Genomic DNA, 25,201 nt, shown 5'->3' with positions numbered 1-25,201 from the left:
ACCACCGGGCCGACCGCCGGACGCGCACACGGCCCGGAACGACCGGTCACGCCACCAGGTCTACCCGCTCGGTCGCCCGGATGTCGCTCGCGCGCAGCGACGTGCCCGGCAGGCACAGCGCGCCCACGTCGGGCGCCTGCCCGCTGAGGATCCACCGCGTCAGCCCCGCGAGCTGGTAGGCGATCATCGGCGGCACCGCGTCGCCGATGTGCCGGTAGGCGTTGCCCAGGATCGACACGTCGAACTTGAACCGCCGGGGGAATCCCTGGAGCAGCGCCATCTCGCGGACGGTGCACAGCCGGTGCTGCTGCGGGTGCGCGTACCGGCCGTTGCCGACGTGCGCGCACTCGCGCTTGATCGTGCGGGCGGGCTCGTCCCACCACATGCGGCCGTAGACGTCCGGGTGCGACCCCCACCGGCCCGTCTCGATGATCTTGAGCTGAGCGGGGTTCAGCAGCGCGGCCGTGGCCTCCGAGCCCACGAGGTCGGCCCACGAGCCGCCGTCCACCGGGATCGCCCGCATCCGGTGCAGCGTCCGGTCCTGGCGGAACGACGGCGACACGTGCGTCGGGTCCTTCGGGTGCGCGAACCCGGCGGGCACGGCGGGCAGCCGGGAGATCGCCCGGCGCACGGTGATCGCCGACGGCCGCACCTCGAAGCCGTCCCACAGGTCCTCCAGGCTCCGCAGCGGCAGCCCGGCGTCCACGGCCACCACCAGCGCCCGCTCGCGCAGCTGCGGCAGGCCGAAGCGGGACAGCAGGTGCGAGTCCGCCGCCACCCGGTAGCCGAGCTTCTCCAGCTCGTCGGCCAGGCCCTCGAGGTGGTGCCGCTGCCTGCCCTTCACCAGCTCTCGGGCGTTCTCCATCAGCACCACGCGCGGCCGCAGCTCGGCCGCGTACGCCGCCACCCGGCCGACGAGGGAGTTGCGCGGGTCGTCGCGCAGGTGGTTCGCGGCCGTGGTGCGGCTGAACCCCGAGCACGGCGGGCACGCCACCAGCACGTCCAGCTCGCCGCGCCGCAGCCCCCACGCCTCGCGCACCTCGGCCGGGTCGACCGCGGCCAGGTCCAGCTCCAGCGGGTCGATGCCGATGTTCGCGCGGTAGGTGCCGTTGCAGCGCAACGAACCGAGCTTCGACGACGGCTTGCCGATCTGCGCGTCGGCGGCTCCGACGACCGCGAAGTCGGGGTGCGCGTGGAAGCCCAGGCTCATCCCACCCGCTCCGGAGAACAGGTCCGCCACCCGGTAGGTGGCGCCGCGGAGAGGTACTGGCGCCGGCACGAGCGTGATCGTACGGCTGGGTGTCACCCGTTGTCGCAGACGACCCGTCCGCCCGGCGACACCGCGCTCCCCGCGCCATCCCGTAGGTTCCCGGCTATGGAGCTGCCGCCCGCCTGGCAACGGCCGGATCCGTTGCGTGGTCTGGAAGCCGTGCCCTGGAACGACTTGTCGGACGGGCGCGGGTCGGCGCGCGGGATCGACGAGCTGCTGCGCGGGGTCGTCGACGAGGACCTGTCCCTCCGCGCGGCCTCGTTGGCGAGCCTCGTCGACCGGCTGCTGCCCGAGGACACGGTGTCCGAGGCGAGCGCGTTCGCCGTGCCGTTCCTGGCCGAGCTGGGCGCGAACTACAAGGTCGCGCCGGACGTCCGCGACCGGCTGATCTTCCTGCTGGCCGCGCTCGGCCTGGCGGGGTGCGGGTTCACCGAGGACGGCAAGCGGACCTGGCGGCGGTGGAACGCGCTGGGCCGCGAACTCCCCCGGCTGTCACCCGACTGGATCACCCAGACCCGTTACGCCGTCGCGAAAGCCGCGCCGAAGGTGTTCGAGTCGCTGGCCAACGCCGAGGTGGCGTGCGTGGTCGCGCTGGCGACCGCCGTGCCGGAGGCCGTGCCGACCCAGACCGCGCACGTGGTGTGGGACATGGCCCACGGCTCGAACCACCGCTCGTCGGCCGTGCTGGTCGACGCGGCAGCCGTCGCCCACCACCTCGTCCAGGGCCGCGATTCCGACCACTGGGCGCTGCTGGGCACCGCCCAGGACTACCCGGACCTGTTGCGCGCCTACGAGGACGACGACTACCCGGCGCACCAGCCGGGCGCGGTCACGATGGCGTTGATGGGCTACCGGTTGGCCTTCCTCGCCGCGTACGGGTCTCCGGAGTGAGATGTTCGCTGGCGGAGCCTTCGAACATCTCACTCCGGAGACTTCAGCTTCCGGGAAATGACACAGCCAACCGGACTAGCTCACTCGATCAGGCCGTGACGGCTTCGCCCAGTTCGACCGCCACCAGGCCCTCTTCCGCGATCGGGATCGCGGGTTCCAGCGGGCCGAGGCACGTGCCCCACTCCTGGTCCGCCAGCGCGAACGCGGCGACCGTGAGCGCGGCGACGGGACGGCCGGACTGGAGCTGCTCGGCGTGGAAGTCCAGCTCCAGCCGGGCTCCCAGCGGTGACGGGCGCAGCCGGAGCGTGGCCTGCGGGGCCTCCTCCGGGTGCGCGAAGCGGCACGACCAGTCGGTGAAGACGATCGGCCGTTCCACGACCTCGGTCGGGGTGACCGCGCGGACGTTCGCGCCGACCGACCCCGAGCGGAAGTTGTCCGCGGCGCCGAGCAGCAGCTCCTCGAACTCCATGGACGAGATCCCGAGGTCGTGCCCGGCCACCAGCGCGACCTGGACCAGCGACACCGGCACCTGCGGCAGGGCGTCCTCGAAGCAGACCATCGCGCCGCCGTAGCGGGTGTTGATCTCCGTCGGCAGGAAGCCGTCCTCGGTGGCGATGCCGTCGAGGGTGAACGTGCCGCGGTAGTCGACCGTCTCGCGCAGCCGCTCGCCGACCCGGCGGGCCAGGTTGCGCATCTCGTCGCGGATCCACGTGGGCGGGTCGTAGTAGGACGCGCAGCCCGCGTAGAGGAACCTCGCCGAGCCGGCGCGGCGCGGCACGACCATCTCGATCGGCCGCAGCACCGCCGTGCCGTCCGGGAACACGATCCCGTGCACGCTGACCGGGATCCCTTCCAGGAACGGCATCACGCGGATGAAGTCGCACTTGGGCGCGAGCACCTCGAAGGCGTCCGCGGCCTCCTCGCGGGACCGGACCCGGCGGACGAAGTTCGCCCCGCCGTTGATCGCCGGACCGTCGCCGGACCAGACGACGCCCGCGCCGCGGTCCAGCTTCTCGGTGGCGGCCCAGAGGGCGTCGGCGTCGAGGTCCAGGACCACGGCCGGTGCGCGCGGCGCGGACAGCTCGTCCCACAGCGCGTCGATCGTGGTCTTGTTCTCCAGCTCGACCCACTCGGGGCGGCGGTGGTTGAGGACGGGTCGCCCGTTGAACTCGGCCGTGGAGACGTACGGGGTGCTGATGACCAGCGCCTCGCCCTCCGGGTCGAAGTCGTCCAGGACGGCGCGCACCTTGGCGTTCGGGCGCTCGAGGAGCTGGGTCACCCGGCGCTGCTCCGTCGCGACGAACCCGCCCGCGATCCCGAGCGGCACCCAGCGGGCGACCTCGGAGTCGTACAGGGGCGCGTGGTCGTCGGTCGACAGGACGAGCGTGTGGCGAGCTCCGAGCTGGTTCAGCTCGGAGACGCGACTACTGAGCCGCGTACCCCCGGCGAGCACGACCTTGCGGTCGCCGAACAACGTGCGAAGGCGCTCGTGGAGCGCGGAGAGTGCAGGAGTCATCGCCGAGATCTCGCTTTGATGAGCAGCGGAGGAGAGCACCGGCGAGCGCCGGGTGATCCGCACTGTAGAGGCACCCGGATGGATCGGCGAAGCACGGTCCGGCAACAACCGGGTGAAAGTCGCGGGACGGCCGCCGGACCAGGGCGGCCGCCGCGGTGTCGATCAGCGAGCGGCGTCGCGAAGTACCTGGTCAACCCGGTTGAGGAAGGCGCGCGCACCCTTGGGCTTCGGGAACGCGAGGTGGAGCGAGGACAGGGCGTCCGAGGACGCGGGTGCGGCGGCGACGATCGCCGCGGCGTCCTCCAGGAACCTCTGGCGCTTGGCCATCAGGTCGGCGTGCTCGGCCAGAGCACCGCCGATGCTCATGTGCACTACTGGATGCGGGTAACTCACTTGAGGTACATCGGTCCACTCGAACGAGACCTTGAGGGGCAAATTTGGCCAGGTGTCCTTAATCCGATCGGGCGACGTCTGCTGGGATGGGGGAATGCGAGTACTGGTCACCGGCGCGTCCGGGTTCATCGGCCGCTCGGTCGTCGACCTGCTGCTCGCCGACGGGTGGTCGACGAGGGTGCTGACGCACACCGCCCCGAGCCGCGACGACGTCGAGTCCGTGCACGGTGACCTGCGGGAACCCGCTTCGCTCAAGCCCGCGCTGGAGGGCGTCGACGCCGTCGTCCACCTCGCCGCGGCGGCACGGGTGCGGGAGTCGTTCGAGCAGCCGCTGCGCTACTACGACGTCAACGTGGGCGGCACGGTGAACCTCCTGGGAGCGCTGCCAGGACCCGTTCGTGTGGTGTTCGTCTCCACCGGGATGGTGTACGGAGCCCCCCTCTCGCAGCCGATCACCGAGGACTTCCCCCGTGCCCCCTCGAACCCCTACGCGGCCTCGAAGGCGGCGGCCGAGGACCTGATCGGGTGGACCGCCCGGTCCGGCCTGATCGGCGCGACGTCCCTGCGGGTGTTCAACGTGGCGGGCGGCGTCGACCGCGACGGCACCCGCGTGATCACCCGAGCGGTGGACGCGGTGGCGGGCGGGCAGCCGTTGACGGTGTTCGGCGACGGGTCGGCGGTGCGGGACTTCGTGCACGTCGACGACGTCGCGGCGGCGGCCGTGCTGGCGCTGGGCAGCAGCGAGCCGGGGCGGCACGACGTGTTCAACGTCGGCGCGACCGCGGCGAGCGTGCGGGACGTGGTCGAGTCCGTCGAACGGGTCACCGGACGTCCCGTCCCCCTCGTGCACGCGCCCGCGCACCCCGGTGAGGTGCGGGAACTCCGCGCGGACACGCGCAGGCTGCGCGAGGTGCTCGGCTGGGCGCCGACCCGCTCCGCGCTCGACGACCTGGTCCGCGACCAGTGGCTCAGGCGCGCCTAGGCACCGGGATCCGCTCCAGGTCCCTGGCGACCACGATCTCCCCGTCGAACACCTCGGCCGCCTCGGCGTGGAACCGCGACGAGTCCGGGTAGCGCTGCGAGAAGTGCGTGAGCACGAGCTTGCGCACCCCCGACTCGGCGGCGACGGTCGCGGCCTGGCGGGCGGTGAGGTGGCCGTGGTCGACCGCGTGCCGCTCGTCCTCGTGCAGGTAGGTCGACTCGATGACCAGCATGTCCGCGTTCTCGGCGAGCGCGTACACGCCGTCGCACAGCCGGGTGTCCATGACGAACCCGAACCGCTGGCCCGGCCGGGGCTCGCTCACCTGCTCCAGGGTCACGCCGCCGAGGACGCCCTTCTCCTGGAGCTCGCGGACCATGGGTCCGGCGATCCCGTGCTCCGTCAACCGGTCGGGCAGGATCCGCCGCCCGTCCGGCTCGACCAGCCGGTAGCCGAAGGTGTCGAGCGAGTGGTCGAGCCTGCGCGCCTCGACCACGCCGAACGGCCCTTCCGCGATCACGCCCTCCGCGGTGACGGGCTCCTGGCGGATGTCCGTGACGTCGTAGAACGAGCTGGCGTGCCGCAGGCGTTCGAAGAAGTGCTGCCCCGACGCCGGGTAGTGGGCGAAGACCGGGCGGGTCACCTTGTCCAGCGACAGCCGCTGCACGATCCCCGGCAGGCCGAGGCAGTGGTCGCCGTGGAAGTGCGTGACGCAGATCCGGGTGATGTCGCTCGCGGCCGCCCCGGCCATCAGCATCTGCCGCTGCGCGCCGTCGCCGGGGTCGAACAGCAGGCCCTCGGCGTCCCAGCGCAGCAGGTAGCCGTTGTGGTTGCGCGCACGGGTCGGGACCTGGCTGGCGGTGCCCAGCACGATCAACTCACGGATCGACACGGCACGACGTTAACGTTGGGGCCATGGAGAGCCTGCGCGCGGTGTCCGAGTGGCCGGTCGACAACGCGGCGACCGCCGTCGTCGCCTCCGACGGGCGGGTGGTGGGCAGTCACGGCGAGGTCGACCGGCCGTTCCCGCTCGCGTCCGTGACCAAGCCGCTCACGGCGTACGCGGTGCTCGTCGCCGTGGAGGAGGGCGCGGTCGAGTGGGACCAGCCCGCCGGGCCCGAGGGCTCGACCGTGCGGCACCTGATCGCGCACACGTCCGGGCTCGCGTTCGACAGCTCCGCGGCGCAGGCGTCGCCGGGCACGCGGCGGATCTACTCCAACACCGGCTTCGAGGTGCTCGCGAAGACCGTGGAGGAGGCGACCGGGATCGCGTTCCGCGACTACCTGGCCGAGGCCGTGCTCCAGCCGCTCGGCATGGGGTCCACCGCGCTGGACGGCAGCCCCGCCGCCGGGGCCGTGTCGACCGTGGCCGACCTCTCGCTGTTCGCGGCGGAGGTGCAGGCGCCGAAACTCGTGTCGGCGGAACTGGTGGCCGAGGCGACCACGGTCGTGTTCCCCGGCCTCGCGGGCGTCCTGCCGGGGTACGGCAACCAGCGCGCGAACGACTGGGGCCTCGGGTTCGAGATCCGCGACGGCAAGACGCCGCACTGGACCGGCTCGACCAGCTCCCCCGCCACGTTCGGCCACTTCGGCCAGAGCGGCACGTTCCTGTGGGTCGACCCGGCGGCGGGCGCCGCGTGCGTCGCACTGGCCGACCGCGCATTCGGGAAATGGGCAATTGAGACGTGGCCGTCGTTCACCGATTCGGTGTTGGCCGAACTGAAGTGACCGTCTTGAATGGGATTCGGTAACAAATTCTGAATACGCCGACTGCTAATCTCCGCCCCGTTCAGCCCGGAAGTGGATGGGGAAAAAGATGAAGAAGCTCGGCACAGCGTTGTTCGCCTGCGCTCTCGCCCTCGCGGTGGCACCGGCCGCCAACGCGGGAACCCAGCGGTCCTTGCAGGTAGTGGCACTGGGCGACTCCTACGCGGCCGGTACGGGCGCGGGTGACTACGAGCCGGGAACCGACGGCGTGTGCTACCGCAGCGCCAATTCGGCGGCGGCCGTCGTGGTGAGCGACCTTCGTTCCAGGGGAAAGAAGGTGGACTTCGCCAACGTCATGTGCAGCGGGGCCGCGATTCCCGATCTGAGCACCGCGTTCAAGGGCGAGGCGCCTCAGTTGGATTCGCTGAAAACCACCACCGACCTGGTGCTGCTCACCATCGGCGGCAACGACGTGAGCTTCGCCGACTACGCCGGGTTCTGCATCCAGGCCGACTGCACCGGGTCTCGACTGGTGCTCGACCAGCTGCCCGCCATGACCGCCAAGCTCACCGCGTTGCTCGGCGAGGTCAAGCACCGCAGCCCGCGCGCCCGCGTCGTGCTCGGCGGCTACGGCCGCGCGTTCTCCCCCGCGGCCAACGCCCCCGACGTGCCGCTCGACCCGATCTGCGGCGACGGCATCCTCACCCTCCCGGAGCGCGCCGAGGGCGCCGAGGTCTCCAAGGGCGTCGACCGGGCGATCCGCGACGGCGTCCGCGCTGCCCGCCGCGGCGGCGTGAACGCCGTCTACGCCAGCGCCTACACCGACGGCGGCACGCTCCGCGCCGAGTTCGAGGGCCACTCCGCCTGCCAGGCGGGCACCCCCTTCTACCGCGGCCTGGAAGCGCTGGCCCCCGGCCAGGAGGGCCCCGTCGCCGTCCTGCACCCCAGCAAGGCGGGCCAGGCGGCCTTCGCGAAGCTGCTGGAGTGCGCCCTCTAGACCCCGCGAGCGGCCCGCCCGCGCGTCAGGCGGGCCGCTCGTCCCCTCTTTGCGACTCCAACCGCAACGCCAGCTGCTGCAACACCGTCGCCACGTCCGCGTCCTCGCACTGCTCCTCGTACGCGTGCGCCACCGCCTGGAACCCCAGCGTCAACCCGGCCGTGAACGCCGCCACCCGAGCCATCACCTGCTCCAGCGCCAACCGCACGAACTCCGCCACGTCCTCCGTCGCCGAGTCCGGCACCGCCACGGAGTAGCTGAACACGTCCTCCTGGAGCAGCTTCAACGCAAGCCGCAGATCATCCGCTTCCCCGTCGCCGCCGTGCATCAGCGTCAGCACGCCGATGGCCCGCTGCATGATCTCCTCGTTGCGCATGAACCGAACGATCCCACCAGCGGACCCCATCGCGGCGGAATAACACCCGCTCAGTCCCGCGGTCGCCCCCTCGCGGCTCAAGATCCACCGGATCGGATGCCCGTTTCTAGATCGGCGCGACGAGTAGGGCTTTCCCCTGGGAGGCCGCGTAGCCGAGCGTGTAGCCCGTTCCGCTGCCCTGGTCGCCGGAGCGCGGGAACCCGATCACCAGGTCGCTCTTGTCGACCATCCACCGGTTGCGGGCGAGGTAGGCGTCGATGCCGACCTCGTCGATGTCCAGTTCCACGAGTTCGGCCAGCCGCCCGGCCTCGTGCCACTTCACGATCGCCGCGGAGGCCTGGTCCGGCTGGTCCCGCACGGTCCGCGGCACCACCACCGTCACCGCGGCCTTCGTCTCGGCGGCCAACCACTCCAGCGCCGCCGTGTCGACCCCGACGGCCCCGCCGACGAAGAACCGCGCCTCCGCCACCGCGAACGGCAGCACGTACGCCTCGAACACCTCGACCAGTTCCTCGGCGGACAGGTGCTCCACAGCCCGCGCCCCGGTGATCGTCACGGACCGAGCCATTCCACACCCCCGCCATGGTCATCAGCACCACAACGTTCTCACGCCCACCCGGGGACGTTCGACGGGCAGCACGCCTACCGGTCCTCGTCCCCTCCAGCCTTGACGAGCCGCCGCAACTCGGTCAACGCCCGGTGCTGCGCGACCCGAACCGCTCCGGGCGCCATCCCGACCGCGTCGGCCGTCTCCTCGGCCGACAGCCCGACGACGACCCGCAACACCAGGATCTCCCGCTGCTCCGCGGAAAGCGCTTCGACCAGCTCGGCCGAGAACCCCGGAGCCGACGCCACAGCGCCCCCGTACTCCCGCCCGACCTCCCGCAACGCGATGCCGTACACGAAAGCCAGGAACGACCCACCCCGCCGCCGAAACTCCGCCAGCCCACCGAAGGCCGTGGAACACACGTCCCGAGCCACCCCGTCCGCCACCGCGAACGACCCGCCCACCCGCCCGATCCGCCCCCGGCAGTACCGGACGACGACCGGCCAGATCGCCTCGACGTCAACCCGCCCGCTCACAGCGGACCGCCCACTGACCCCGGTCCCGCCACCCTGCTCGACGTCGGTGCCCATCACCGGCCTCCTCCACACTGCCGTCCCGCCATAGACAGGACTCCCCCACGTCACCCCCGTGACGCAGGTTTGGCAACACTGTTGAGAAGAACCTCTCGCCCCCAAAACGACCAGGGCCCCGTGGAAACATCTCCACAGGGGCCCTGCCGTTGTGCGCCCGAAGGGATTCGAACCCCTAACCTTCTGATCCGTAGGATGGTGCGGCCACGCTGACCTGGCACTCCGCCCCACAGCCCGTTGGTGCAGGGGGTGCACAGGTAGCCGCGGTTGGCCTGCCATTGCGGTCAGAACTGCGGTCACTTTCCGACCCGCCCGCACCCCCGGCATCACCTCGACACACAGCCGATCTCGCGGACAGTGGAGGCGAGTCAAGGCACGTCCTCCCGCCTTGACGCGGCGCTTCTGGCCGTGACCGATCATGGCGGTGTCGGGGCGATGCCTTCTGTATTACCAGGGGGCCTGGTACTCGTTGGCCGTTGGCGCGAAGCGTCGGCGGGCGTCGATCGCCGTGCCCAGCTCGCCGAGGCGACCAACCACGCGATCGTCCCGGCTGGTACTCGCTGGCAGCGTGCTCGTGCTCCCTGCGTGCCGCCGGTGGTGGCGCTGCCGCCCATCGCCCGAGCCACGCCGCCCGGCCGCTAGGCGGAGCGAAGCGGGAGCCTGGCGTGCCGGGATGGATGCGGACACGGTGCCAAGGTGACAGGCCCAGCGCGCCGCCACCGGCGGCGCGCCTTGATCCCATAGAGCTAAGTTCGGCAATAACACTATCTATTAGATGGATTAATCTAGGAGCGATCTGCAACATGCGGAGGTTTGAGAATTGTCAAAAACTCGCACAAGGCTTTACTGAGCTTGCGCCGCTGATTCCTACTCAGATCCGCCGAAGACAAGCAAATAAGCATATGCGCGAAGTTTATTGGAAGCACTTTATCTGGACTGAAAACGACATCACAGGCTTGCCCTCTTGCATCGCCTGACGTTATCGAGGCCAGGCCGTACTCTGCACCAGGTAAAATATCCTCCGGCGCCACACTGCGCTCTTTTAGCAAAGTTTCAGCATACGACGATAGCCCGTCATCGCCGGTCTCTATCATCATAAATGCGGTAGATAAGCGATAGCCCCCAGCGCCATCGTCAAACACCCAATGAGTCGGGTGAACGTGCCTGTACAGAACCTCGTCATCGGGGGCGTTAAACTCACTTCTTACTAATTCCGCATCTGGCTGTAAGCCGGAACTATCACTCACCGCGCCCCCCTACTCTGCGCGCGTAAAGCAGCAGACCTTGCTTCAACAAGGCAGCCTGGTCATTGGGGATAAACCAAGCATCTTCCATTTCTACTACGGAAACTCCGTCAACATCGGAGGCATACGCAAATATTTCCCCACCAGCCTCGACGCCAATCTCGATCGACTGCTCCAAGAAGTGCCACTCTGCCTGCACCCCACCAGAGGGAAGAGGAACAAGACTTGGGGCAGGGACCTTATAAGCGCCCACATCAATCAGAACACGGATCAGCTTTGCGACCGTCTCCGCGCTCACGGCATATGAACCAGGGCCGTTCCAGTTTGCCGGAAGACCGACCACGTCACGCAGAGCTCGGCCCATGGACTGGACCCAACTGCGGCCTTGACCACTAGAAATAGAGATCGGACGCTCGGGCCGCGTGTGGGTTGCAAGCGGTATCGCCTTGTCAGAGCGCTGCGGGCTTACCTCCCAAATCGGAGGTATGTTCGCAATCTTGCTGGCAGACTCGATGGATACCGTCATTGTCGCCGCCCCCACTTTTGTTGCATATCTTCCGATGTTGCTGAAAGAAATAGCTTCTCCAGTCGATCATGAATTCGCCCAAAGCTATCTTGATACACTTCGCCGACATTGATGTCAGTCGTCGAAATCAAAGTCAATCTGGAGCCATCGACACCATCCGGATCAACTTTCATAGTCGTCTGCTGATCAGCCGTACTGTCATCATCAACAATCCACTGAGCAGAAACTAGAGAGCTATCGGAAAAACTAGTGTTCCCTCGCTCATGCGACCATTCCGTTATCAATCCATGCAATAGGTCAGCTGGCTGCAAATCAATTCTATTGATGTAGTCAATTTGCACGCGCACAATTCTATCTGCCAGGAGCACGCCCGGCAGCTTAGTTTGCAGCCAGTCACTACTTTCACCGATAAGCTCTTCAAGCTCAAGCAAGAGTGCATGATAGTCGGGATACGGGTTCCCGCCTGAAGTATAACGCCACGAACAGATCAATCGATCGAACTGAAATCTAATCAACCGATCATTCGAGTCATTACTTATCCACCAGCAGTATGGGGGAGTTTGACCATCGGAAAAGATTTTTATTCCAGGAACATTTAACTCATTCCAGGGAGGCATGGCCGAACGCTCAGCAACCTTCGGATAACGAGGCCTGAGACGGCTCAATAGGTCCCCGACATGCGCAGCTAAAACCCCAGAAACAGGCTCAAACAAAACAGTCAGCGACACCTCCCTCACGGGGGGTTGAGTGAACCGTACGGTTGTCATCGCGTCAGCCTCCGCGTATCGGCGTACCCCAAGGATATAGAGCCGACCGGCACGATGACACTGCAAAATGGCTGATTACTCGACGGGCGTACACGATCGTGTGGTTCCCTGACTTGTCGCACAGAGAGTTCCAATCACTTGGCTTCAACCACCATTGGCCTAGTCGAACCCACTTCCGGCTGCGCCGAAAGATCAATTTCAGTCACGCAACGTGCACGGCCGCACACTTGCGGGACAACTTGCCGACTCGTAGCACTACGGCCTCGTCACCCGGATGGTTCATCCACACTACGACCTTGCCGCCAAATGCCAACCCCTAGACAATGATCATGCCCCCCTAGCTCGCAGACGTTGCACTTCCGCCCACTAACTCCATCGGTCACTGATGGATTACATCTGCAACACTGCCGACAGTCGCCACCACAACAAGCGCACCCGCACTGAGCAGTGCTTCACGCTTAGCCGCAGTTCGGGCCAGGCCGATCATCTTTATTCCAACCCGTGCTGCTGCCGTTACATCTGACACGGAATCTCCTAGGAGCACACAGCTTTCAGGTAGCACACCTAGCGCCTGCACCATCCTCCTAACCACGGACGGGTCCGGCTTGAGCTTCGCAGGATCCGCACCTTCCCGACCTCCAACAGCGTCAACGTAACGAGCTAGCGCATGCATGCCTAGATACTGGTCGATCGAAACAGCAGAGTTGTTACTTGTCACAGCAGCTCGACGTCCCAGCCCATGCCATATGCGCATGAGCTGATGAGAGCCACCTGCGGGCTCGGCAAGTGCAACTGCGTCGACCTCGGAGGCAGTCAGTGCAGCCTCGACGTGATAGGCATCCGCCTCGCTAAGTGTCGCTGCGTAACGGAAGACGTCAAAAGGATCTTCGCTCCTGGCGACCTCGAGTGGCATATCCCCGTGTCCCCTGCCCTCCAACACACGACGTAGCCGATCTGCAACTTGGCTAGCTGAGATGCCAGCGAAGACGCGGCAGATTGGACCGTCAAAGTCTAAGAACAAGGCTTCAGCATTGATCATGGTCATACGTAGGGCGTTAAAGTCCCTCGCGGAGACTCGTTGCCCGGTCATCGCGTGTACTCAACTGCGATGGTGTCCCACAGACTGTCGAACCATGCGCTTGCTTGGTCTACATACTGGCTGCCTGTGCTGCTGTCGTCGTCGGTGACACTGTGCTGGAAGAGGACAGTGTCCTTACCCATCAGGTCATAGATGGCCTGTGGCTCGCCACCCAGTGAAAGCACGTGTTCACGGACTGGGTAGAAGCCGAAGAAGGCTTCTTGGTTGTTGAGCATGTAGAGCTTGAACATCGGCGTTGCCCTGTGGATGCGGACCTCTGCGCTGACGTCCTTGACCAGGCCAAGAGTGCCCAACTCGTTGACGTTGTCCACGATGGCGAGGGTGTGGCGGCGCATGATCTCTGCGGATCGCTCGCGGAACTCGGGGCTGTCGGAGAGGTCTGCAACCTTGCTGGGGACTGACCACGGGACGGTGGGGTCTGGCACGAGGATGCGGACGTGGATGGATTCTGGGCGTAGGCGGCCGATGCGGATCTTGTCCAAGGGTTCTTGGACGATGCCGTGGAGAGTTTCGCCTGAGAAGCCAGCGAAGTCGATCGTGACGTGATCGGCCTCGAAGGCTCGTTCTACGTGAGGGCGTAGTCCTACTGGGCGTTCGGTGCGCTCTCGGACGAAGACGCCGCTGCCCTGTCGGGAGACGATCAGGCCCTCTTCGCGCAGCTCGCGTAGAGCGTTCTGCACGGTCATCGGTGCTACTTCGTACTTCTTCGCCAGCTCGGAGCGGGATGGCAGCTTGTCCCCCGCCTTGAAGACCTTGGTCAGGATGGCTGCCCGTAGAGCGTTCGCCACCTGCACGTACGGCGGGCGAGGGTCGTCCGGGTCCAGTGCCATGTCTGCCTTCCAACGATGGTGTGCGCCTGCTGGTGTCCGCCACGCAAGGGCCTGGACGCAACTCGCAGACGCATTGCGTCTAGCCATTGCACCGCGCCCACGCGTAGTTGTCTAGCCCGCCTAGTGAGCTAGCTCGATCGTGTATGGGCGAACCGCTTGACTTGTCTAGCCAGGCTGGCTTACCTTCGGGTTGTCCAACTTGGACAGGTTGGCTAGGCAACTTGGAGGTTGACCGGCATGGCGATTCCCTACGGCACGCGGTTCGCGGTGGGCTTTGAGCAGGTGTTCCCGATGGGGGCGCTGATGGTTGGTGAGGTGGCTCCGGACATGGACTACCTGAGCCAGGAGGACAAGGCGCGGGGTAAGCAGCCCAAGCAGCGCGTTGACGAGAAGACCGGCAAGCGGCAGTGGAAGGTCATGGTCACGGACCCGTCCGCAGAGAAGGAGCGGGACGCGTCGGTGACCGTGGTGGTCACTGCTGATCATCAGCCGGTGCCGCCGTCGTCGGTGCAGGTGATGCCCGGTATGGAGGTGCGGCCCGTTGCGTTCGAGGGGATGACGGTCGAGCCGCGTGTGATGGGTGAGAAGTTCAAGTACCAGGGGTTCACGATTCGGGCTGCTGGGATCGCGTCGCCGAACGCTGGGGCGGCTCCGAAGCGGAGCGGTGGTGAGGGCAAGCCTGCTGGTGGGCCTGCGCAGGGTGATGCGAAGACGGCGGCCTGACGGTGGCGCGGCCGTCGCGTGAGGCGGTCGCCCGCTGGAACACGGCTTATGCGGAGCAGACGGCGGCGTTGTTCGCGGCTTCCCGGACCGGGGAGTTGGTGGCGGTGTTGCGGCTGGCCCGTGGTTATTCGGTCCTGGCGCAGGCGTGGCGGATCTTGGCCGCTGATCTGGCGGTGCCCTTGTGGGCTCGTCACGCCTGCTCCATCGCGGCTGAGGAGTTCGAGCGGCGTGCGTGGATCGAGGACTCCCGCGCCGGCTCGGCTGAGCAAGGGGAGCAGTGAGCTTATGGACACCGATGTGACCGCGGTGGCTTTGAGTGCCTACCCGGTGCTGCACCGGTTGGTGGAGTTGAGGGCGTCGGGGTGGGCGTTCGTGCACCGGTCCGACGCGGGTGGGGTCTCGCAGGTCGACGCGTTCCGGGCCTGGCCTGGTGGGTGGTTGGACTGCCTGCGGGTTCTTTCGGCAACCGATTCGATGGGGATTCGCACCGACGGTGGTGATCCTCCGGGGCTGCTGTGGGAGCGGGTTGGTGAGCTGGGGGACGTGGTCGACGGGCTGATCACATTGCCTGCGCCGGCCGAGCGGCTTGCTCCGCGGTTGGTCCGGTGTGCGGCGCCGCAGATCTGGACTCCTGGGATGCGGGGGCGGCGATGAGTGGCGGGCAGAAGCGGGCACAGCCTCGGCGGGGTCAGTACAACCGGATCATGGGCGCGCATCTGCGGGCGCTGCGACGGGAACTTGATGTTCAGCCTGGGGTGATGGCGCGGGCGTTCGGTGTCTCCACCGCGCTGATCTCGAAGGTCGAGCAGGGGCGGCGCGGGTTGTCGACGCAAGCGCTGGGCATGTACTGCGATGTCCTGGACGTCAGCCCGCTTGATCTCCTCATGGATGTGGCGGAGCAGTACCGGGCGGAGTGCGACCCCTTCTTGCCCGATGGCTATCGCGCCATCCGCAGGTCGGTCCGGGTGGTTGACGGCTTGGCGCTCTACGTCGATCTGCCTGAGCGGTACCTGCCCGCTGGCGCTCTGCGGCTGGCAACGGCGGCCCTCAACGACGCCTGACGGCGTCCGGAAAACGGTGAAGGGAGGCGGCAATGGGAGCGGTGGCCAAGGTTGACCCGTGGAAGGCCGCTCGGGAAGTGCGGACCTTGAAGGAGGCGCACGAAGCGCTGGGGAAGTTGCAGCCCGCACCGAGTTCGGCCCCGGCCGTGCTGCGGGACTACTACCTGCGCAGTGCAGTGATCTACGGCCAGGTCGCCGAGACCGATCGGGATCACCACCACGAGGCGCTGTACTGGTCGGCTCGTGAACGGGCGAAGGGAGAACGGCTCAGTCCCGAGGAGTAAACAGTCCTGTTAGGACATACCGCGTGATCTTGTCGGGTCATGCGGCGATGCCGCACGTCTTGTTGCGGCACAAGGGAAGCGTAAGACGCAGGAGCGGAACACGGCTACCAACCTCGCCGCTCCTGCGCTGTCCACCACGCGTAACGGAGTGAACGACATGAGCGTAGAGCCTGGGCGTGTTCCAGCGCCAGACGGGAATCTTGGTCGGCTGCTGTGGGCGCAGATCATCGCCTCGAAGCAGACCGTGTCCACGTACACGGTCGACTTCCGGAGCGGTGAGACCGTGGAGTTGGAGCTGACCCAAGCGCAGGCGGAAGGCTACGAGTGCTTGACCTGCAAGGCTGAGTGCGGGACCGGGACGGGGGCGTTCCTGCACGCGGGGTGGATCAACGACTTCAGCTCGGCGTTCCGCTGTGCCGCCTGCGTCGAGGGTGACGTCTGATGCGCGCCCCTAGGTCGAGCCGGTGGGTTGACCCGGCTCCGTTGGAGATCGCACGTCCGCGGCTGCCCTGGTGGCTTCTGCTGCCGTGGTGGCTGTTGTGGATCGCTGTGCCGGTCGGTGGCGTGATTTTGTTGCTGCGCTTGGGGTTCCGGCTCATTCGGCGTTACCCGATCTCGGTCGCGGTGCCGTTGTGCGGGGTCGCCTTGGTGCGGTACTGCGGCTGGTGGTGGTTGGTGTTCGTGGTCTTGGCGCTCGTCGCCGGATTGCTGATCTGGGGCGGGCTCTACCCGGACCCGTGTCGGCGGTACGCGGTGCTGCCGGTGCTCTCGGAGTGGCGGCGGGCGACGGTCTACGCGTTCCGGTGGCGGACGGTCATGCGGCTGGCTGACCTGGTCAAGCGTGACCGAGGCAAGGAGTACCGGCCTCGGCTGCGGGCGGTGCGGGCTGAGGGGTGGCGGGACCGCGTTCGGGTGCGGATGATCCCGGCCCAGTCGCCGGAAGCGTGGGAGCTGCGGCGGGACAACCTGGCGCACTCGTTCGGCGCTCGCTCGTGTCGGGTGCGGGTGCTGCGGCCTCGGGTGGTCGAGCTGGACTTGATCCACCGTGACCCGCTGGTCCGACCGCTGCCCGTCCCCGCTCTGGACGTGGACGCCAACGCGGTGGATCTGAAGAAGGTCACCGTTGGCCGGACTGAAACCGGTAAGCCGTGGCGGCTTCGTCTGCTCGGGTCTCAGCTCCTCGTGGTCGGCGTTCCTGGGGCCGGTAAGGGCTCGGTGCTGTGGTCGATCGTGTGGCAGCTCGCCCCTGCTGTTCGCGCAGGACTGGTGCGCCTGGTGGGCATCGATCCCAAAGGCGGTATGGAACTGGGTCAGTGCCCAGAAGCCTTCGACCGCTTGGTCTTCGGCAACGGTGCCGATGTGGTCGAGCTGCTGGAAGAGATCGCCAACGAGGTCAGGGAGCGCGCGGCTCGTTACCGGGGCATTCGACGCCTGTGGGCTTGGGATACCGGCGAACCGCTCACGGTGCTGATCGTGGACGAGTTGGCCGACGTCATCGCCTATCAGCCCGACAAGCAGCTTCGGGACCGTGCGGCTCGGGCCGTCCAGACGATCACCTCGCAGGGGCGTGCACCTGGTTACGTCCTGGTGGGCCTGGTCCAAGACCCGCGCAAGGAGATCGTCTCGTTCCGCCACCTGTTCACGACCCGCGTTGCCCTTCGGCTGGACGAACCGCAACAGGTGGACATGGTCCTGGGCGACGGTGTCCGCCAGCGTGGGGCCGCTGCTCACGAGATCGCGGAGAGCACTCCGGGCGTTGCCTGGGTGAAGCAGGACGGGCAGCGCGAACCTGATCGGGCGAGGGCCTTCCACGTAACCGATACCGATCTTGAGGTGCTGCGGGTCTACGTCACCGCGCCCGATGCCACGGTGCACCCGTTCCCGACGCGTCCCGACAACGGCGAAAGGGGCGTGGCGGCATGAGCGTCACCACGACCCCCGTCGACGTCCTGGGGCAGACCCGTGCGGCACGGATGCGGCAACCGAGGTCCCTCGACGTCACCAAAGCTGCCGCTGAGCAGCATGGCGTCTGCGTCCGGCCGTTCACGATGGAAGTGCAGGACCCGGACGCCTACGAGATCCGCTACGTCGCGGTGCCCTGCGGGTCCACGGTCGAAAGCGTCTGCAAGCCCTGTGCCCGGAAGGCGAAGGCGCTGCGGATGGTCCAGTGCCGCGAGGGCTGGCATATGGAGACCGAACCCGACTTCACCCCGGAACCGCCGACCGCTGATCAGACAGTGCTGTTGGAGCTTCGCGCGGACCTCGTTGCGCTCTACCGGGAGAGCGAAGGGGCTGACGCTGACGACTTCCGCGAAGAGATCCACAACATCGATGACGATCTTCGGCAACTCGGAGTCCGCGGGCGCTTCCCGTCTCCGGATCTCCCTGCCAAGCAGGCTCCGAAGCGGTCGACCAAACGCCGTCAGGAAGCGCCGAACCTGCCTCGGCGCAAGGTCGAGAAGCGGACTCTCGGGCGGGAGTTCGCGGGTGCCTACCGGCCGTCCATGTTCATCACGCTGACCCTCGACACCTACGGCCGTGTCCGTGACGACGGCACTCCGGTGGACCCGAACACCTACGACTACCGGCGGGCGGCTCGGGACGCAGTGCACTTCGCGAGCCTCGTTGACCGGTGGTGGCAGAACCTGCGGCGGGTCATCGGCTGGGAGGTCCAGTACTTCGCCACCGTCGAACCGCAGAAGCGCGCAGCTCCGCACCTCCATGCGGCAGTCCGCGGCTCGATCTCGCACGAGGTCATCCGCCAGGTCACCGCTGCCACCTACCACCAGGTGTGGTGGCCCAACCACGACGAACGCACCTACCTCGACGGGCACCTTCCCGCCTGGGACGCCAACCGCAAGGCCTTCGTGGACCCGGACACCCGACACCCGCTCACCGAGTGGACCGATGCCGTGGAAGAAGCGGACGTCCCGGCGCACGTGGTGACCTTCGGTCGGCAGGTCCATTCCAAGGGAATCCTTGGTGGCACAGAGGAATCCGGTCGCCACATCGGCTACCTGACGAAGTACCTCACCAAGTCGATCGGCGAGGTCGTCGAGCAGAACACCAACCGCCAGCGCCAGCACGCGGACCGCCTGGCCGACGAACTGGCCGTGACGCCCTGCTCCCCCACCTGCGCGGTGTGGCTGCTCTACGGCGTCCAACCCAAGGGCGCCAACTCCCGCACGACTCCGGGTCACTGCAAGGGCCGTGCACACCGGCGAACCACCCTCGGCCTGCCTGGTCGGCGGGTCTTGGTGTCGCGGAAGTGGTCTGGCAAGACGCTCGCCGACCACAAGGCCGACCGGAAGCGCTTCGTCACCGAACTCCTGGCCACGGTCGGCATCGAGAAGCCCATTCAGGACACCTCGCGGCTGGTCTGGAACAAAGTCCGGCCCGGCGACCCGAACGTGCCTCCGCGAAACCACCTCCTCATGCACGCCATAGCCCAGCGCGTGACGTGGAAGGCCGAATACGACCGGGCACTACTCGCGGCCAGCGACCCGCCAGAACTTTCGGCAACTCCGCAAGCAGCCTGATCAACGGGGGGACAGTTCGATGCCTGAGAACAACAAGAACCAACTACTGCCAGTTCAGACCGTCGCTGACCTTCTCGCGGTCAGCCGATGGACCGTCTACCGGCTGATCTGGGACGGCGTCCTCCAATCGGTGCAGGTGGGCCGCTGCCGCCGCGTTTCACGCGCTGCGCTCGACGACTACTTGGGTGATCTGCTCGGAGAGGTGGCGTGATGGAGCCGCAGAAGTCCGGTACTCGGCGTGCCAATGGCGAAGGAACGATCAAACAGCGCAAGGACGGCCGGTACGAAGCGCAGGTGTTCGTCACCACGCCTGATGGGCAGTGGACGCGCAAGAGCGTCTACGGGAAGTCCTGGGAGGACTGCAACAACAAGAAGATCGAGCTTCAGGACGCCAACCGGCGGGGAATTCCGGTGTCGAACACGAAGCTGACGGTCGCGCAGTTCTTCGCGTACTGGCTGAAGGAGATCGCAGAGCCTTCGGTTCGGCGCACCACCTTCAGCTCGTACGAAGGCCTTACGCGGCTCTACATCATTCCGGGCATCGGGAAGAAGAAGCTCAAGGAGTTGACCGCCCAGCACATCCGCTCGTGGCTCAACACGGTCAGCAAGACGTGCCAGTGCTGCGCCCAGGACAAGGACGTCAAATGGGCGGAGAAGCCTGGTCGGGAAGCTCGGTGCTGTGCCAGGAAGCCGAAGGAGTGCTGCAAGTCGGTCCCTGCTTCGGCAAGCATTCGCTACCTGCTCCGACTGCTGCGGGCAGCTCTCCAAGACGCGATGGAAGAGGATCTGCTGTCCCGGAACGTCGCCACGCTGGTCAAGCTGCCGGGTACTGGGAAGCGGCAGCACCGGGCGTGGAGTGCGGCGGAGGCGACCAAGTTCCTGGCCACGGCCAAGGAGCACCGCCTGTACGGGCTGTGGGCGGTCGGCCTGGCCATCGGGTTGCGGCGAGGTGAGGCGCTCGGTCTGCGGTGGCAGGACGTGGACCTGGTGGGCGGCAAGGTCACCATCGCGCAGGCGCTGCACCGCGTGGACGGCAAGTTGAGCCTTGACGAGGTGAAGACCGAAGCGTCGGCCGCGACCATCCCGTTGCCCACTCCCCTGGTCGCCATCCTGCGGCGGCACAAGGCCGGGCAGGCTGGTGAACGGTTGGCCGCGGGTGAGCGGTGGCGGAACTCGGGGTTGGTGTTCACGACGCCCATCGGGACGCCGATCGAGCCTCGCAACATCAACCGGACGTTCGAGGCGCTGTGCGTCAAGGCGGACGTGCGGGTGATCCGGGTGCACGACATGCGACACACGGCGGCGACGATCTTGTTCACCCTCGGGGTGGAGGCGGCGACGGTGCAGAGGATCTTGCGGCACAGTTCGATCAGTGTGACGACCGGCACGTACATCGAGGTGATCGACAGCGTCCAACACGATGCGGTCAACCGGATGGGCGTGCTGTTCGATGAGGCGACCGGCGAGTGAAGTGCGGTCACAACTGCGGTCAGGGCCCCTGTGGAAACTTCTCCACAGGGGCCCTGACCAGTGTGCGCCCGAAGGGATTCGAACCCCTAACCTTCTGATCCGTAGTTCTTGGGCTAGGGGTTCAGGATGTCACCGGGTGTTGCTCCTGTGCTGGTCAACGCCATGCAGGCGACACCGGCACCTGCCCTGAACGGGTACGGACTGAGCCCCCGTCTGAGACCCCCGACCGGCAGTGCACTACTTGGCTTCGTGGGTGGCCGGGGTGAAACCGGGCTCACACAAGGTGTCGATGGCTACTCCTCCGCTCCCGTACACGAGGGTCTCGCTGTCCCAGGCAAGTTCAACCTCATCGATGCCACGGTTGCGGATCATCCAGTCATAGTTCTGCAGCGCGATGCGCGTCTCATCAAGCATGGCTTCAAGGTATCGAACGAGAACGTAGTTACGATCAAGAGCTTCGCTGGGACCACAACCTGCGGCTCCCGACAACGGTTCAGCATCCTCATGAATACAGCCCCCAGCCCGTCCTCACCTACACGCCGAGACCAAGGCTGAGCATGAGCAGCGTCCACTCTGATCAGAATTTGATCTTACCATTCATTTTTGGATCTGAATTTTCGTCAAGTCCAGAGTCCCCGCCACAATAAGAATCACCACGACAATAAGAGTAAAGATTGCCCATACCGATGTCGCAATTTTTGAGAACTTATCCAAGGGGTCGATTACTCGAACTATTAGCGCAGCCAAGCGACTAGCAGGCTTTACACGAAGCGCAGATCGCGGCGAACCATCGGAGTCAAATGCGTCGACAGCTTGGCCCACCTTGGCATAGAAACTGAGATGAGCAGGACCTGCAAGAACTATGGTCACATCGCGCAGAATATCGACAATGGCCGAGGGATGGCAATAAGATAAGGAATCCGTACGCTTTAGATAGTTTTGCAGAAACTGGCCGCATCCATACAGAATAGATGCGACCGGATGGTTATACGAAAAATAATCGACTCGTCGACCAGCCCCCCTAAGAGCGCGCGCAGCACGATCCAATTCCTCCCTTCTCAGCTCGAGAGCACCCAATATCTTTCTACCATCAGCCACCGGGCCAGGGGATTCGATCTTCGAATTGAGGCATTCATTGACAACTACAGCAGCATGCTCCAGCGGCATCAAAAGCTGAATGGAATAATACAGAGCTAGGCCGACCAGCAGTGATAATAATTCCCCCGCGAAAACTAGAGCCACAAGCTGATCCAGCCAATCAACTTCAATAAAATGAGGCCAGAGAGACCATATTACGCGTGAATTCTTCTTGTCCAAAAGATCTCGAAATACGGCAATTGTTGCGCAATTTCCAATGGCGACCGAAAGTACCACCGAATATCTTAAGTGGATAAATAGAAATATCAATCTCAGAAATCTAACCCGTCGAATCTTTCCGACTTGACCGGCGCGAAATAGGAACACCGGAAAGGGCCATAGAGAATCGCGCCTCAACTGAAGAGAATAATATAGAAAGGCCATTATGGACGCAGCTCCGAATGCACAACCTACTACCGAAATCACCGGCACGGAGGCGTCAAACCGACCGCTCTTCAGCCAATACAATGCACGGTAACACAGCACAACAGCTAAACCGAGAAATAATCCGGAAACCACGGGAACCACTACTCGAATAAATACTTCCGCCAGGTCTCTTGTTGTCGCAAAGACAGCCTTCAACTTGGATCTCTTCCACAAAATTCGCCTCATACGCCACCATAAACTGGGTGCAATTAGGGGCATTACTCGTCGCGGACCAGTTTCACGAACCATCGATAATCGACTAAGATCGCTAATTTTGTAAGCTACTCCACCAAGCAGGGCACACCCAGCAAACACCAGCAGACTCACCGCCGGGCTGGACAGCAGCACCAGGAGAACCAAACGAGTTTGCATGATCTTTAATAGCACAATCCACCCAACTCGGGTAGATCGCTACTCGTGACTGGTAAAACGCATATACCTACTGAACGAGCCTAGTCAATCACCAGATCGTGGATTATCCGCCTCGAGATCCGCAAAATTGCCATGCTCCAGGTATGCGGTGCCCCCTCCGGCGTGCGCGACATGAGCCTGTGAGACTCGTCGAGCAAGCCGCGGGATCAGGTAGTTACCGATGTTCACCACCGGCACCCACTCCCAGCGGTCTAGCTCGGAGCCGTCCAGCTTGATCCGCTGCTCGTCCACGCCTAGCTCACCGCAGTCGAACAGCCAAAGGACCTTGTCGCCCTCGCCCTCGTTTGGTGCCCAGTCCACGGCCAGCAGGCGCTCCGGAACGCGTTCGAGTCCCAGTTCTTCACGCAGTTCGCGCCGACACGCCGCGGCTGGCGACTCCCCCACGTCGACGTAGCCGCCAGGCACGTCCCAGCCGTTGCCGTAGGTCTTGTGCACCAGCAAGACCCGGTCTTGGTCGTCAACGAACAACGCCCCGGCAGCCATCCGGGGCGTTGCGAAGCGGTCGGCATCCGTACCCATGCGCCGAGCCTACGGGCGCTGCTATTCCAGCCGCAGGCGTTGGGCGAGGCCTGCGAGGGCGTGACCGGGCTTGGTGCGTTGCTGCCGCATCCATGTGAGCACGAGCTGGCGGCTGAGGTAGTGGTGACGGACCTGTTCGGGGGCACGCCGCTCGGCTGCGAGCACGATCGCGAGGGCTTCGTCGGTCCTGTTCCAGGCGCTGAGCGCGCGGGCCGTCTCCAGGGAGTGCCGTACCTGGCGCTCGACGGGGAGGCCGGAGGTGTCGACGGCTGGGCCCAAGTCGACAGCGACCTGGACGTCACCGAGCTCCATGGCCGTGGCGACTCGGTGGATCTCGACGTTGGTCGGGCCGAACGCGGTCCACATGTGGTTGCCGTCGGCGCCTTGGCGGTCCGCGGCTTCGCTCGCTTCGCGGAGGAAGTCTTGGGTGCGTCCGCGGTCGTCGGTGCGTGCGGCTGCCATCGAGCCAGCCAGGAACAGGCTGCCGTAGATCGACAGCATCGCGTTGTCCGCGTTCGATAGCTCGGGCTGGAGCAGGCTTGCGGCCGTCTCGGTGAGCTGGACGGCAGGTGCGTAGCGGCCAGTGGACAGCAGGGCGTGGACCACCAGGCGGAGCAGTGAGCCGAGGATGACCGGGTTGCCAGCCTGTTGGGCCGCGGCTAGGCCGCGCTCCGCCGCGATCCACGCGAGGTCGGTCTCACCAAGCTTGGTGAGCATCGACGTGGCCGCCTGGTAGCTGAGGGCCAGCAGTCCCTGCGCTTCGGCGCCGTGTGCCTGCACTGCTTGGACCGCGTCGGCCAGCAGCAGCGGGGCGCGACCGGCGACGAACCCATACTTAGACGCCTGGTAGGCGTCGAACACGACTCCGACCTCACGCCGTAGGTCGTCAAGGTCGATCGGTTCGGCGTCGCTGCTCGGCATGGCCAGCAACGGCGTGAGCTGGCGGTAGTCCATGAGTGCGGCCCGCAGGGCGGGCACGGTCTTCATGCCGCTTTCCGCGTTCCAGTCGAGCAAGGTCGGTTCGCCGATCAGGTCGCCGACCGAGATGTCGAGCGCGTCCGCGAGGTTGCGGATCACGGACAGGCGGTCCAGGTCGATCCGGTTGTTCTCGATCTTGCTCAGCCAGTCGGTGGTGCGGCCTACTCGACCGGCCAGCACCTCCTGCGGCACGCCCCTGCGTCGCCGGTACCAGGCAACTCGTTCGCCGATGGTCAGTGAGTTCGTCATTCCGCGCATGGCCTCAGCCTCTCCGCAGATCGTCGACCCACCCCGGAAGGTTTTTCCGGGGTCCGTCGCCCACTTCGCCTGAAGCTACCCACATCGCAGTGATCTCGGGAGGCAAGTGGTGTCACAGGGGGACGACGACGTGAAGGTGGTGACCGCAGCCATCCGCGACCTGACTATGCAGGTCGACGAGCGGCTGGACCGCCTGATGGTCATTCGGCGTCGGCAGCTAGCCGCCGCTCGATCGCGTCGACTCGATCGACGAGAACCGTAATCGCGTCTTTCAGCACCGCCAGTTCGGTGAGGACGGGGTCCCCGGCGTCCGGGTCGCCTGGGTCCTTGCCCTCGAGCACCAACCACAGGTGGTCGCTGGGCCAGCCGAGCGCTTCGGACATCGCGGTGAGGGTGCGCTTGCTGCGGTCCCGCGGCTGGAGGTTGAGCTGGATCTCCCGGACCGTCTGCAAGGCCAGTCCGGAGCGCTCTTTCAGCTCGGTCTGCTTCATGTCGAGTTCGGCCATTCGAGTGGTGATGGCCGCCGAGACGGCGTCCCAGTCCTTCGACACAGAACCTCCCTGAGCTGCTGATTTCAGTACTAACGCTAGCGGTTCGCCAGCGAACCGCACGGTCGGGGCAGAGCCCCATGACTTGACGTTG

At 65.8% G+C, this 25,201-nt stretch carries 30 protein-coding genes; 13 read left to right on the top strand and 17 right to left on the bottom strand.

Annotation, left to right across the window (positions count from 1 at the left end; all coding sequences use genetic code 11):
* Positions 1-46: 46 nt before the first annotated feature.
* On the bottom strand, positions 47-1,279 hold the full coding sequence (locus ACFWW9_RS07465; RefSeq protein ID WP_390372784.1) for a DNA cytosine methyltransferase: 1,233 nt from the start codon (positions 1,277-1,279) through the stop codon (positions 47-49).
* A gap of 96 nt (positions 1,280-1,375) precedes the next feature.
* Here ACFWW9_RS07465 and ACFWW9_RS07460 point away from each other — a divergent pair, with 96 nt between their 5' ends.
* The gene (locus ACFWW9_RS07460) at positions 1,376-2,161 is read left to right on the top strand and encodes a hypothetical protein (protein ID WP_390372781.1); all 786 of its coding nucleotides are present in this window, start codon (positions 1,376-1,378) and stop codon (positions 2,159-2,161) included.
* Positions 2,162-2,249: 88 nt separating this feature from the next.
* Here ACFWW9_RS07460 and ACFWW9_RS07455 read toward each other — a convergent pair whose 3' ends face one another.
* A complete protein-coding gene (locus ACFWW9_RS07455; protein WP_390372779.1) occupies positions 2,250-3,677 on the bottom strand; it encodes a hypothetical protein in 1,428 nt (475 codons plus the stop codon).
* A gap of 162 nt (positions 3,678-3,839) precedes the next feature.
* The gene (locus ACFWW9_RS07450) at positions 3,840-4,043 is read right to left on the bottom strand and encodes a hypothetical protein (protein ID WP_390372776.1); all 204 of its coding nucleotides are present in this window, start codon (positions 4,041-4,043) and stop codon (positions 3,840-3,842) included.
* Between the two features lie 121 nt (positions 4,044-4,164).
* On the opposite strand from ACFWW9_RS07450, the gene ACFWW9_RS07445 reads away from it, so the two are divergent.
* The gene (locus ACFWW9_RS07445; protein WP_390372774.1) at positions 4,165-5,052 is read left to right on the top strand and encodes an NAD-dependent epimerase/dehydratase family protein; all 888 of its coding nucleotides are present in this window, start codon (positions 4,165-4,167) and stop codon (positions 5,050-5,052) included.
* On the opposite strand, the gene ACFWW9_RS07440 is transcribed toward ACFWW9_RS07445, so the two are convergent.
* Positions 5,039-5,941 (bottom strand): ribonuclease Z, encoded by a 903-nt coding sequence (locus ACFWW9_RS07440; protein ID WP_390372770.1) that lies wholly within the window; start codon positions 5,939-5,941, stop codon positions 5,039-5,041. The two genes, ACFWW9_RS07445 and ACFWW9_RS07440, sit on opposite strands and share 14 nt — an antisense overlap.
* Before the next feature lie 23 nt (positions 5,942-5,964).
* Between ACFWW9_RS07440 and ACFWW9_RS07435 the strand changes: the two genes are divergently transcribed.
* Both ACFWW9_RS07435 and ACFWW9_RS07430 read left to right on the top strand, forming a co-directional pair.
* On the top strand, positions 5,965-6,777 hold the full coding sequence (locus ACFWW9_RS07435) for a serine hydrolase domain-containing protein (protein ID WP_390372767.1): 813 nt from the start codon (positions 5,965-5,967) through the stop codon (positions 6,775-6,777).
* 88 nt (positions 6,778-6,865) lie between these two features.
* Positions 6,866-7,753, top strand: a complete 888-nt coding sequence (locus ACFWW9_RS07430) for an SGNH/GDSL hydrolase family protein (RefSeq protein ID WP_390372764.1) — start codon at positions 6,866-6,868, stop codon at positions 7,751-7,753.
* Positions 7,754-7,778: 25 nt separating this feature from the next.
* Here ACFWW9_RS07430 and ACFWW9_RS07425 read toward each other — a convergent pair whose 3' ends face one another.
* The 8 genes from ACFWW9_RS07425 to ACFWW9_RS07390 all read right to left on the bottom strand — a co-directional run bounded on the left by ACFWW9_RS07425 (position 7,779) and on the right by ACFWW9_RS07390 (position 13,732).
* Positions 7,779-8,129 (bottom strand): hypothetical protein, encoded by a 351-nt coding sequence (locus tag ACFWW9_RS07425; protein WP_390372761.1) that lies wholly within the window; start codon positions 8,127-8,129, stop codon positions 7,779-7,781.
* Between the two features lie 106 nt (positions 8,130-8,235).
* The gene (locus tag ACFWW9_RS07420) at positions 8,236-8,697 is read right to left on the bottom strand and encodes a hypothetical protein (protein WP_390372758.1); all 462 of its coding nucleotides are present in this window, start codon (positions 8,695-8,697) and stop codon (positions 8,236-8,238) included.
* A gap of 74 nt (positions 8,698-8,771) precedes the next feature.
* Positions 8,772-9,266 carry a sigma factor-like helix-turn-helix DNA-binding protein gene (locus tag ACFWW9_RS07415; RefSeq protein ID WP_390372755.1) on the bottom strand — a complete coding sequence of 165 codons (495 nt, stop codon included), beginning with the start codon at positions 9,264-9,266 and terminating at the stop codon, positions 8,772-8,774.
* A 785-nt stretch (positions 9,267-10,051) separates the two neighbouring features.
* The gene (locus ACFWW9_RS07410; RefSeq protein WP_390372753.1) at positions 10,052-10,513 is read right to left on the bottom strand and encodes a hypothetical protein; all 462 of its coding nucleotides are present in this window, start codon (positions 10,511-10,513) and stop codon (positions 10,052-10,054) included.
* Positions 10,506-10,808 carry a hypothetical protein gene (locus tag ACFWW9_RS07405; protein WP_390372750.1) on the bottom strand — a complete coding sequence of 101 codons (303 nt, stop codon included), beginning with the start codon at positions 10,806-10,808 and terminating at the stop codon, positions 10,506-10,508. Before ACFWW9_RS07405 ends, ACFWW9_RS07410 begins: the two co-directional genes overlap by 8 nt.
* 224 nt (positions 10,809-11,032) lie before the next feature.
* Positions 11,033-11,803, bottom strand: coding sequence for a TIGR04255 family protein (locus ACFWW9_RS07400; RefSeq protein WP_390372748.1), 771 nt, complete (start codon positions 11,801-11,803; stop codon positions 11,033-11,035).
* Positions 11,804-12,182: 379 nt separating this feature from the next.
* Positions 12,183-12,716 carry an HAD family hydrolase gene (locus tag ACFWW9_RS07395; protein WP_390372972.1) on the bottom strand — a complete coding sequence of 178 codons (534 nt, stop codon included), beginning with the start codon at positions 12,714-12,716 and terminating at the stop codon, positions 12,183-12,185.
* Positions 12,717-12,889: 173 nt separating this feature from the next.
* Complete coding sequence (locus tag ACFWW9_RS07390) at positions 12,890-13,732, bottom strand: GntR family transcriptional regulator (protein ID WP_390372745.1); 843 nt, start codon at positions 13,730-13,732, stop codon at positions 12,890-12,892.
* A 237-nt stretch (positions 13,733-13,969) separates the two neighbouring features.
* Here ACFWW9_RS07390 and ACFWW9_RS07385 point away from each other — a divergent pair, with 237 nt between their 5' ends.
* From ACFWW9_RS07385 to ACFWW9_RS07345, 9 genes are all read left to right on the top strand, one after another.
* Positions 13,970-14,455: a hypothetical protein gene (locus ACFWW9_RS07385; RefSeq protein ID WP_390372742.1), complete on the top strand. Its 486-nt coding sequence runs from the start codon at positions 13,970-13,972 to the stop codon at positions 14,453-14,455.
* Between the two features lie 2 nt (positions 14,456-14,457).
* Positions 14,458-14,736, top strand: a complete 279-nt coding sequence (locus ACFWW9_RS07380; RefSeq protein WP_390372739.1) for a hypothetical protein — start codon at positions 14,458-14,460, stop codon at positions 14,734-14,736.
* Positions 14,737-15,159: 423 nt separating this feature from the next.
* Positions 15,160-15,516: a helix-turn-helix domain-containing protein gene (locus ACFWW9_RS07375; protein ID WP_390372736.1), complete on the top strand. Its 357-nt coding sequence runs from the start codon at positions 15,160-15,162 to the stop codon at positions 15,514-15,516.
* Between the two features lie 41 nt (positions 15,517-15,557).
* The gene (locus ACFWW9_RS07370; RefSeq protein WP_390372733.1) at positions 15,558-15,800 is read left to right on the top strand and encodes an AMED_5909 family protein; all 243 of its coding nucleotides are present in this window, start codon (positions 15,558-15,560) and stop codon (positions 15,798-15,800) included.
* 157 nt (positions 15,801-15,957) lie between these two features.
* Positions 15,958-16,242: a hypothetical protein gene (locus ACFWW9_RS07365; RefSeq protein ID WP_390372730.1), complete on the top strand. Its 285-nt coding sequence runs from the start codon at positions 15,958-15,960 to the stop codon at positions 16,240-16,242.
* A 41-nt stretch (positions 16,243-16,283) separates the two neighbouring features.
* Positions 16,284-17,723 (top strand): FtsK/SpoIIIE domain-containing protein, encoded by a 1,440-nt coding sequence (locus tag ACFWW9_RS07360; RefSeq protein ID WP_390372726.1) that lies wholly within the window; start codon positions 16,284-16,286, stop codon positions 17,721-17,723.
* Positions 17,720-19,339: a replication initiator gene (locus tag ACFWW9_RS07355; RefSeq protein ID WP_390372723.1), complete on the top strand. Its 1,620-nt coding sequence runs from the start codon at positions 17,720-17,722 to the stop codon at positions 19,337-19,339. Before ACFWW9_RS07360 ends, ACFWW9_RS07355 begins: the two co-directional genes overlap by 4 nt.
* A 19-nt stretch (positions 19,340-19,358) precedes the next feature.
* Positions 19,359-19,550, top strand: coding sequence for an excisionase family DNA-binding protein (locus ACFWW9_RS07350; protein ID WP_390372721.1), 192 nt, complete (start codon positions 19,359-19,361; stop codon positions 19,548-19,550).
* Entirely contained in the window at positions 19,550-20,809 is a 1,260-nt protein-coding gene (locus tag ACFWW9_RS07345; protein ID WP_390372719.1) for a tyrosine-type recombinase/integrase, read from the top strand. The genes ACFWW9_RS07350 and ACFWW9_RS07345 overlap by 1 nt, the downstream gene beginning before the upstream one ends.
* A gap of 237 nt (positions 20,810-21,046) precedes the next feature.
* On the opposite strand, the gene ACFWW9_RS07340 is transcribed toward ACFWW9_RS07345, so the two are convergent.
* From ACFWW9_RS07340 to ACFWW9_RS07320, 5 genes are all read right to left on the bottom strand, one after another.
* Entirely contained in the window at positions 21,047-21,223 is a 177-nt protein-coding gene (locus tag ACFWW9_RS07340; protein WP_390372716.1) for a hypothetical protein, read from the bottom strand.
* A gap of 183 nt (positions 21,224-21,406) precedes the next feature.
* Positions 21,407-22,720 (bottom strand): hypothetical protein, encoded by a 1,314-nt coding sequence (locus ACFWW9_RS07335; RefSeq protein ID WP_390372713.1) that lies wholly within the window; start codon positions 22,718-22,720, stop codon positions 21,407-21,409.
* A 108-nt stretch (positions 22,721-22,828) separates the two neighbouring features.
* Positions 22,829-23,323: an NUDIX domain-containing protein gene (locus ACFWW9_RS07330; RefSeq protein WP_390372710.1), complete on the bottom strand. Its 495-nt coding sequence runs from the start codon at positions 23,321-23,323 to the stop codon at positions 22,829-22,831.
* A gap of 21 nt (positions 23,324-23,344) precedes the next feature.
* Entirely contained in the window at positions 23,345-24,559 is a 1,215-nt protein-coding gene (locus ACFWW9_RS07325) for a helix-turn-helix domain-containing protein (RefSeq protein WP_390372707.1), read from the bottom strand.
* A gap of 200 nt (positions 24,560-24,759) precedes the next feature.
* A complete protein-coding gene (locus ACFWW9_RS07320; RefSeq protein ID WP_390372705.1) occupies positions 24,760-25,110 on the bottom strand; it encodes an XRE family transcriptional regulator in 351 nt (116 codons plus the stop codon).
* Positions 25,111-25,201: the final 91 nt, after the last annotated feature.

Origin of the sequence: Umezawaea sp. NPDC059074 (assembly GCF_042738955.1) — a bacterium.
Taxonomy (GTDB): Bacteria; Actinomycetota; Actinomycetes; order Mycobacteriales; family Pseudonocardiaceae; genus Umezawaea.
This window is presented reverse-complemented; position numbering and strand designations above follow the sequence as displayed.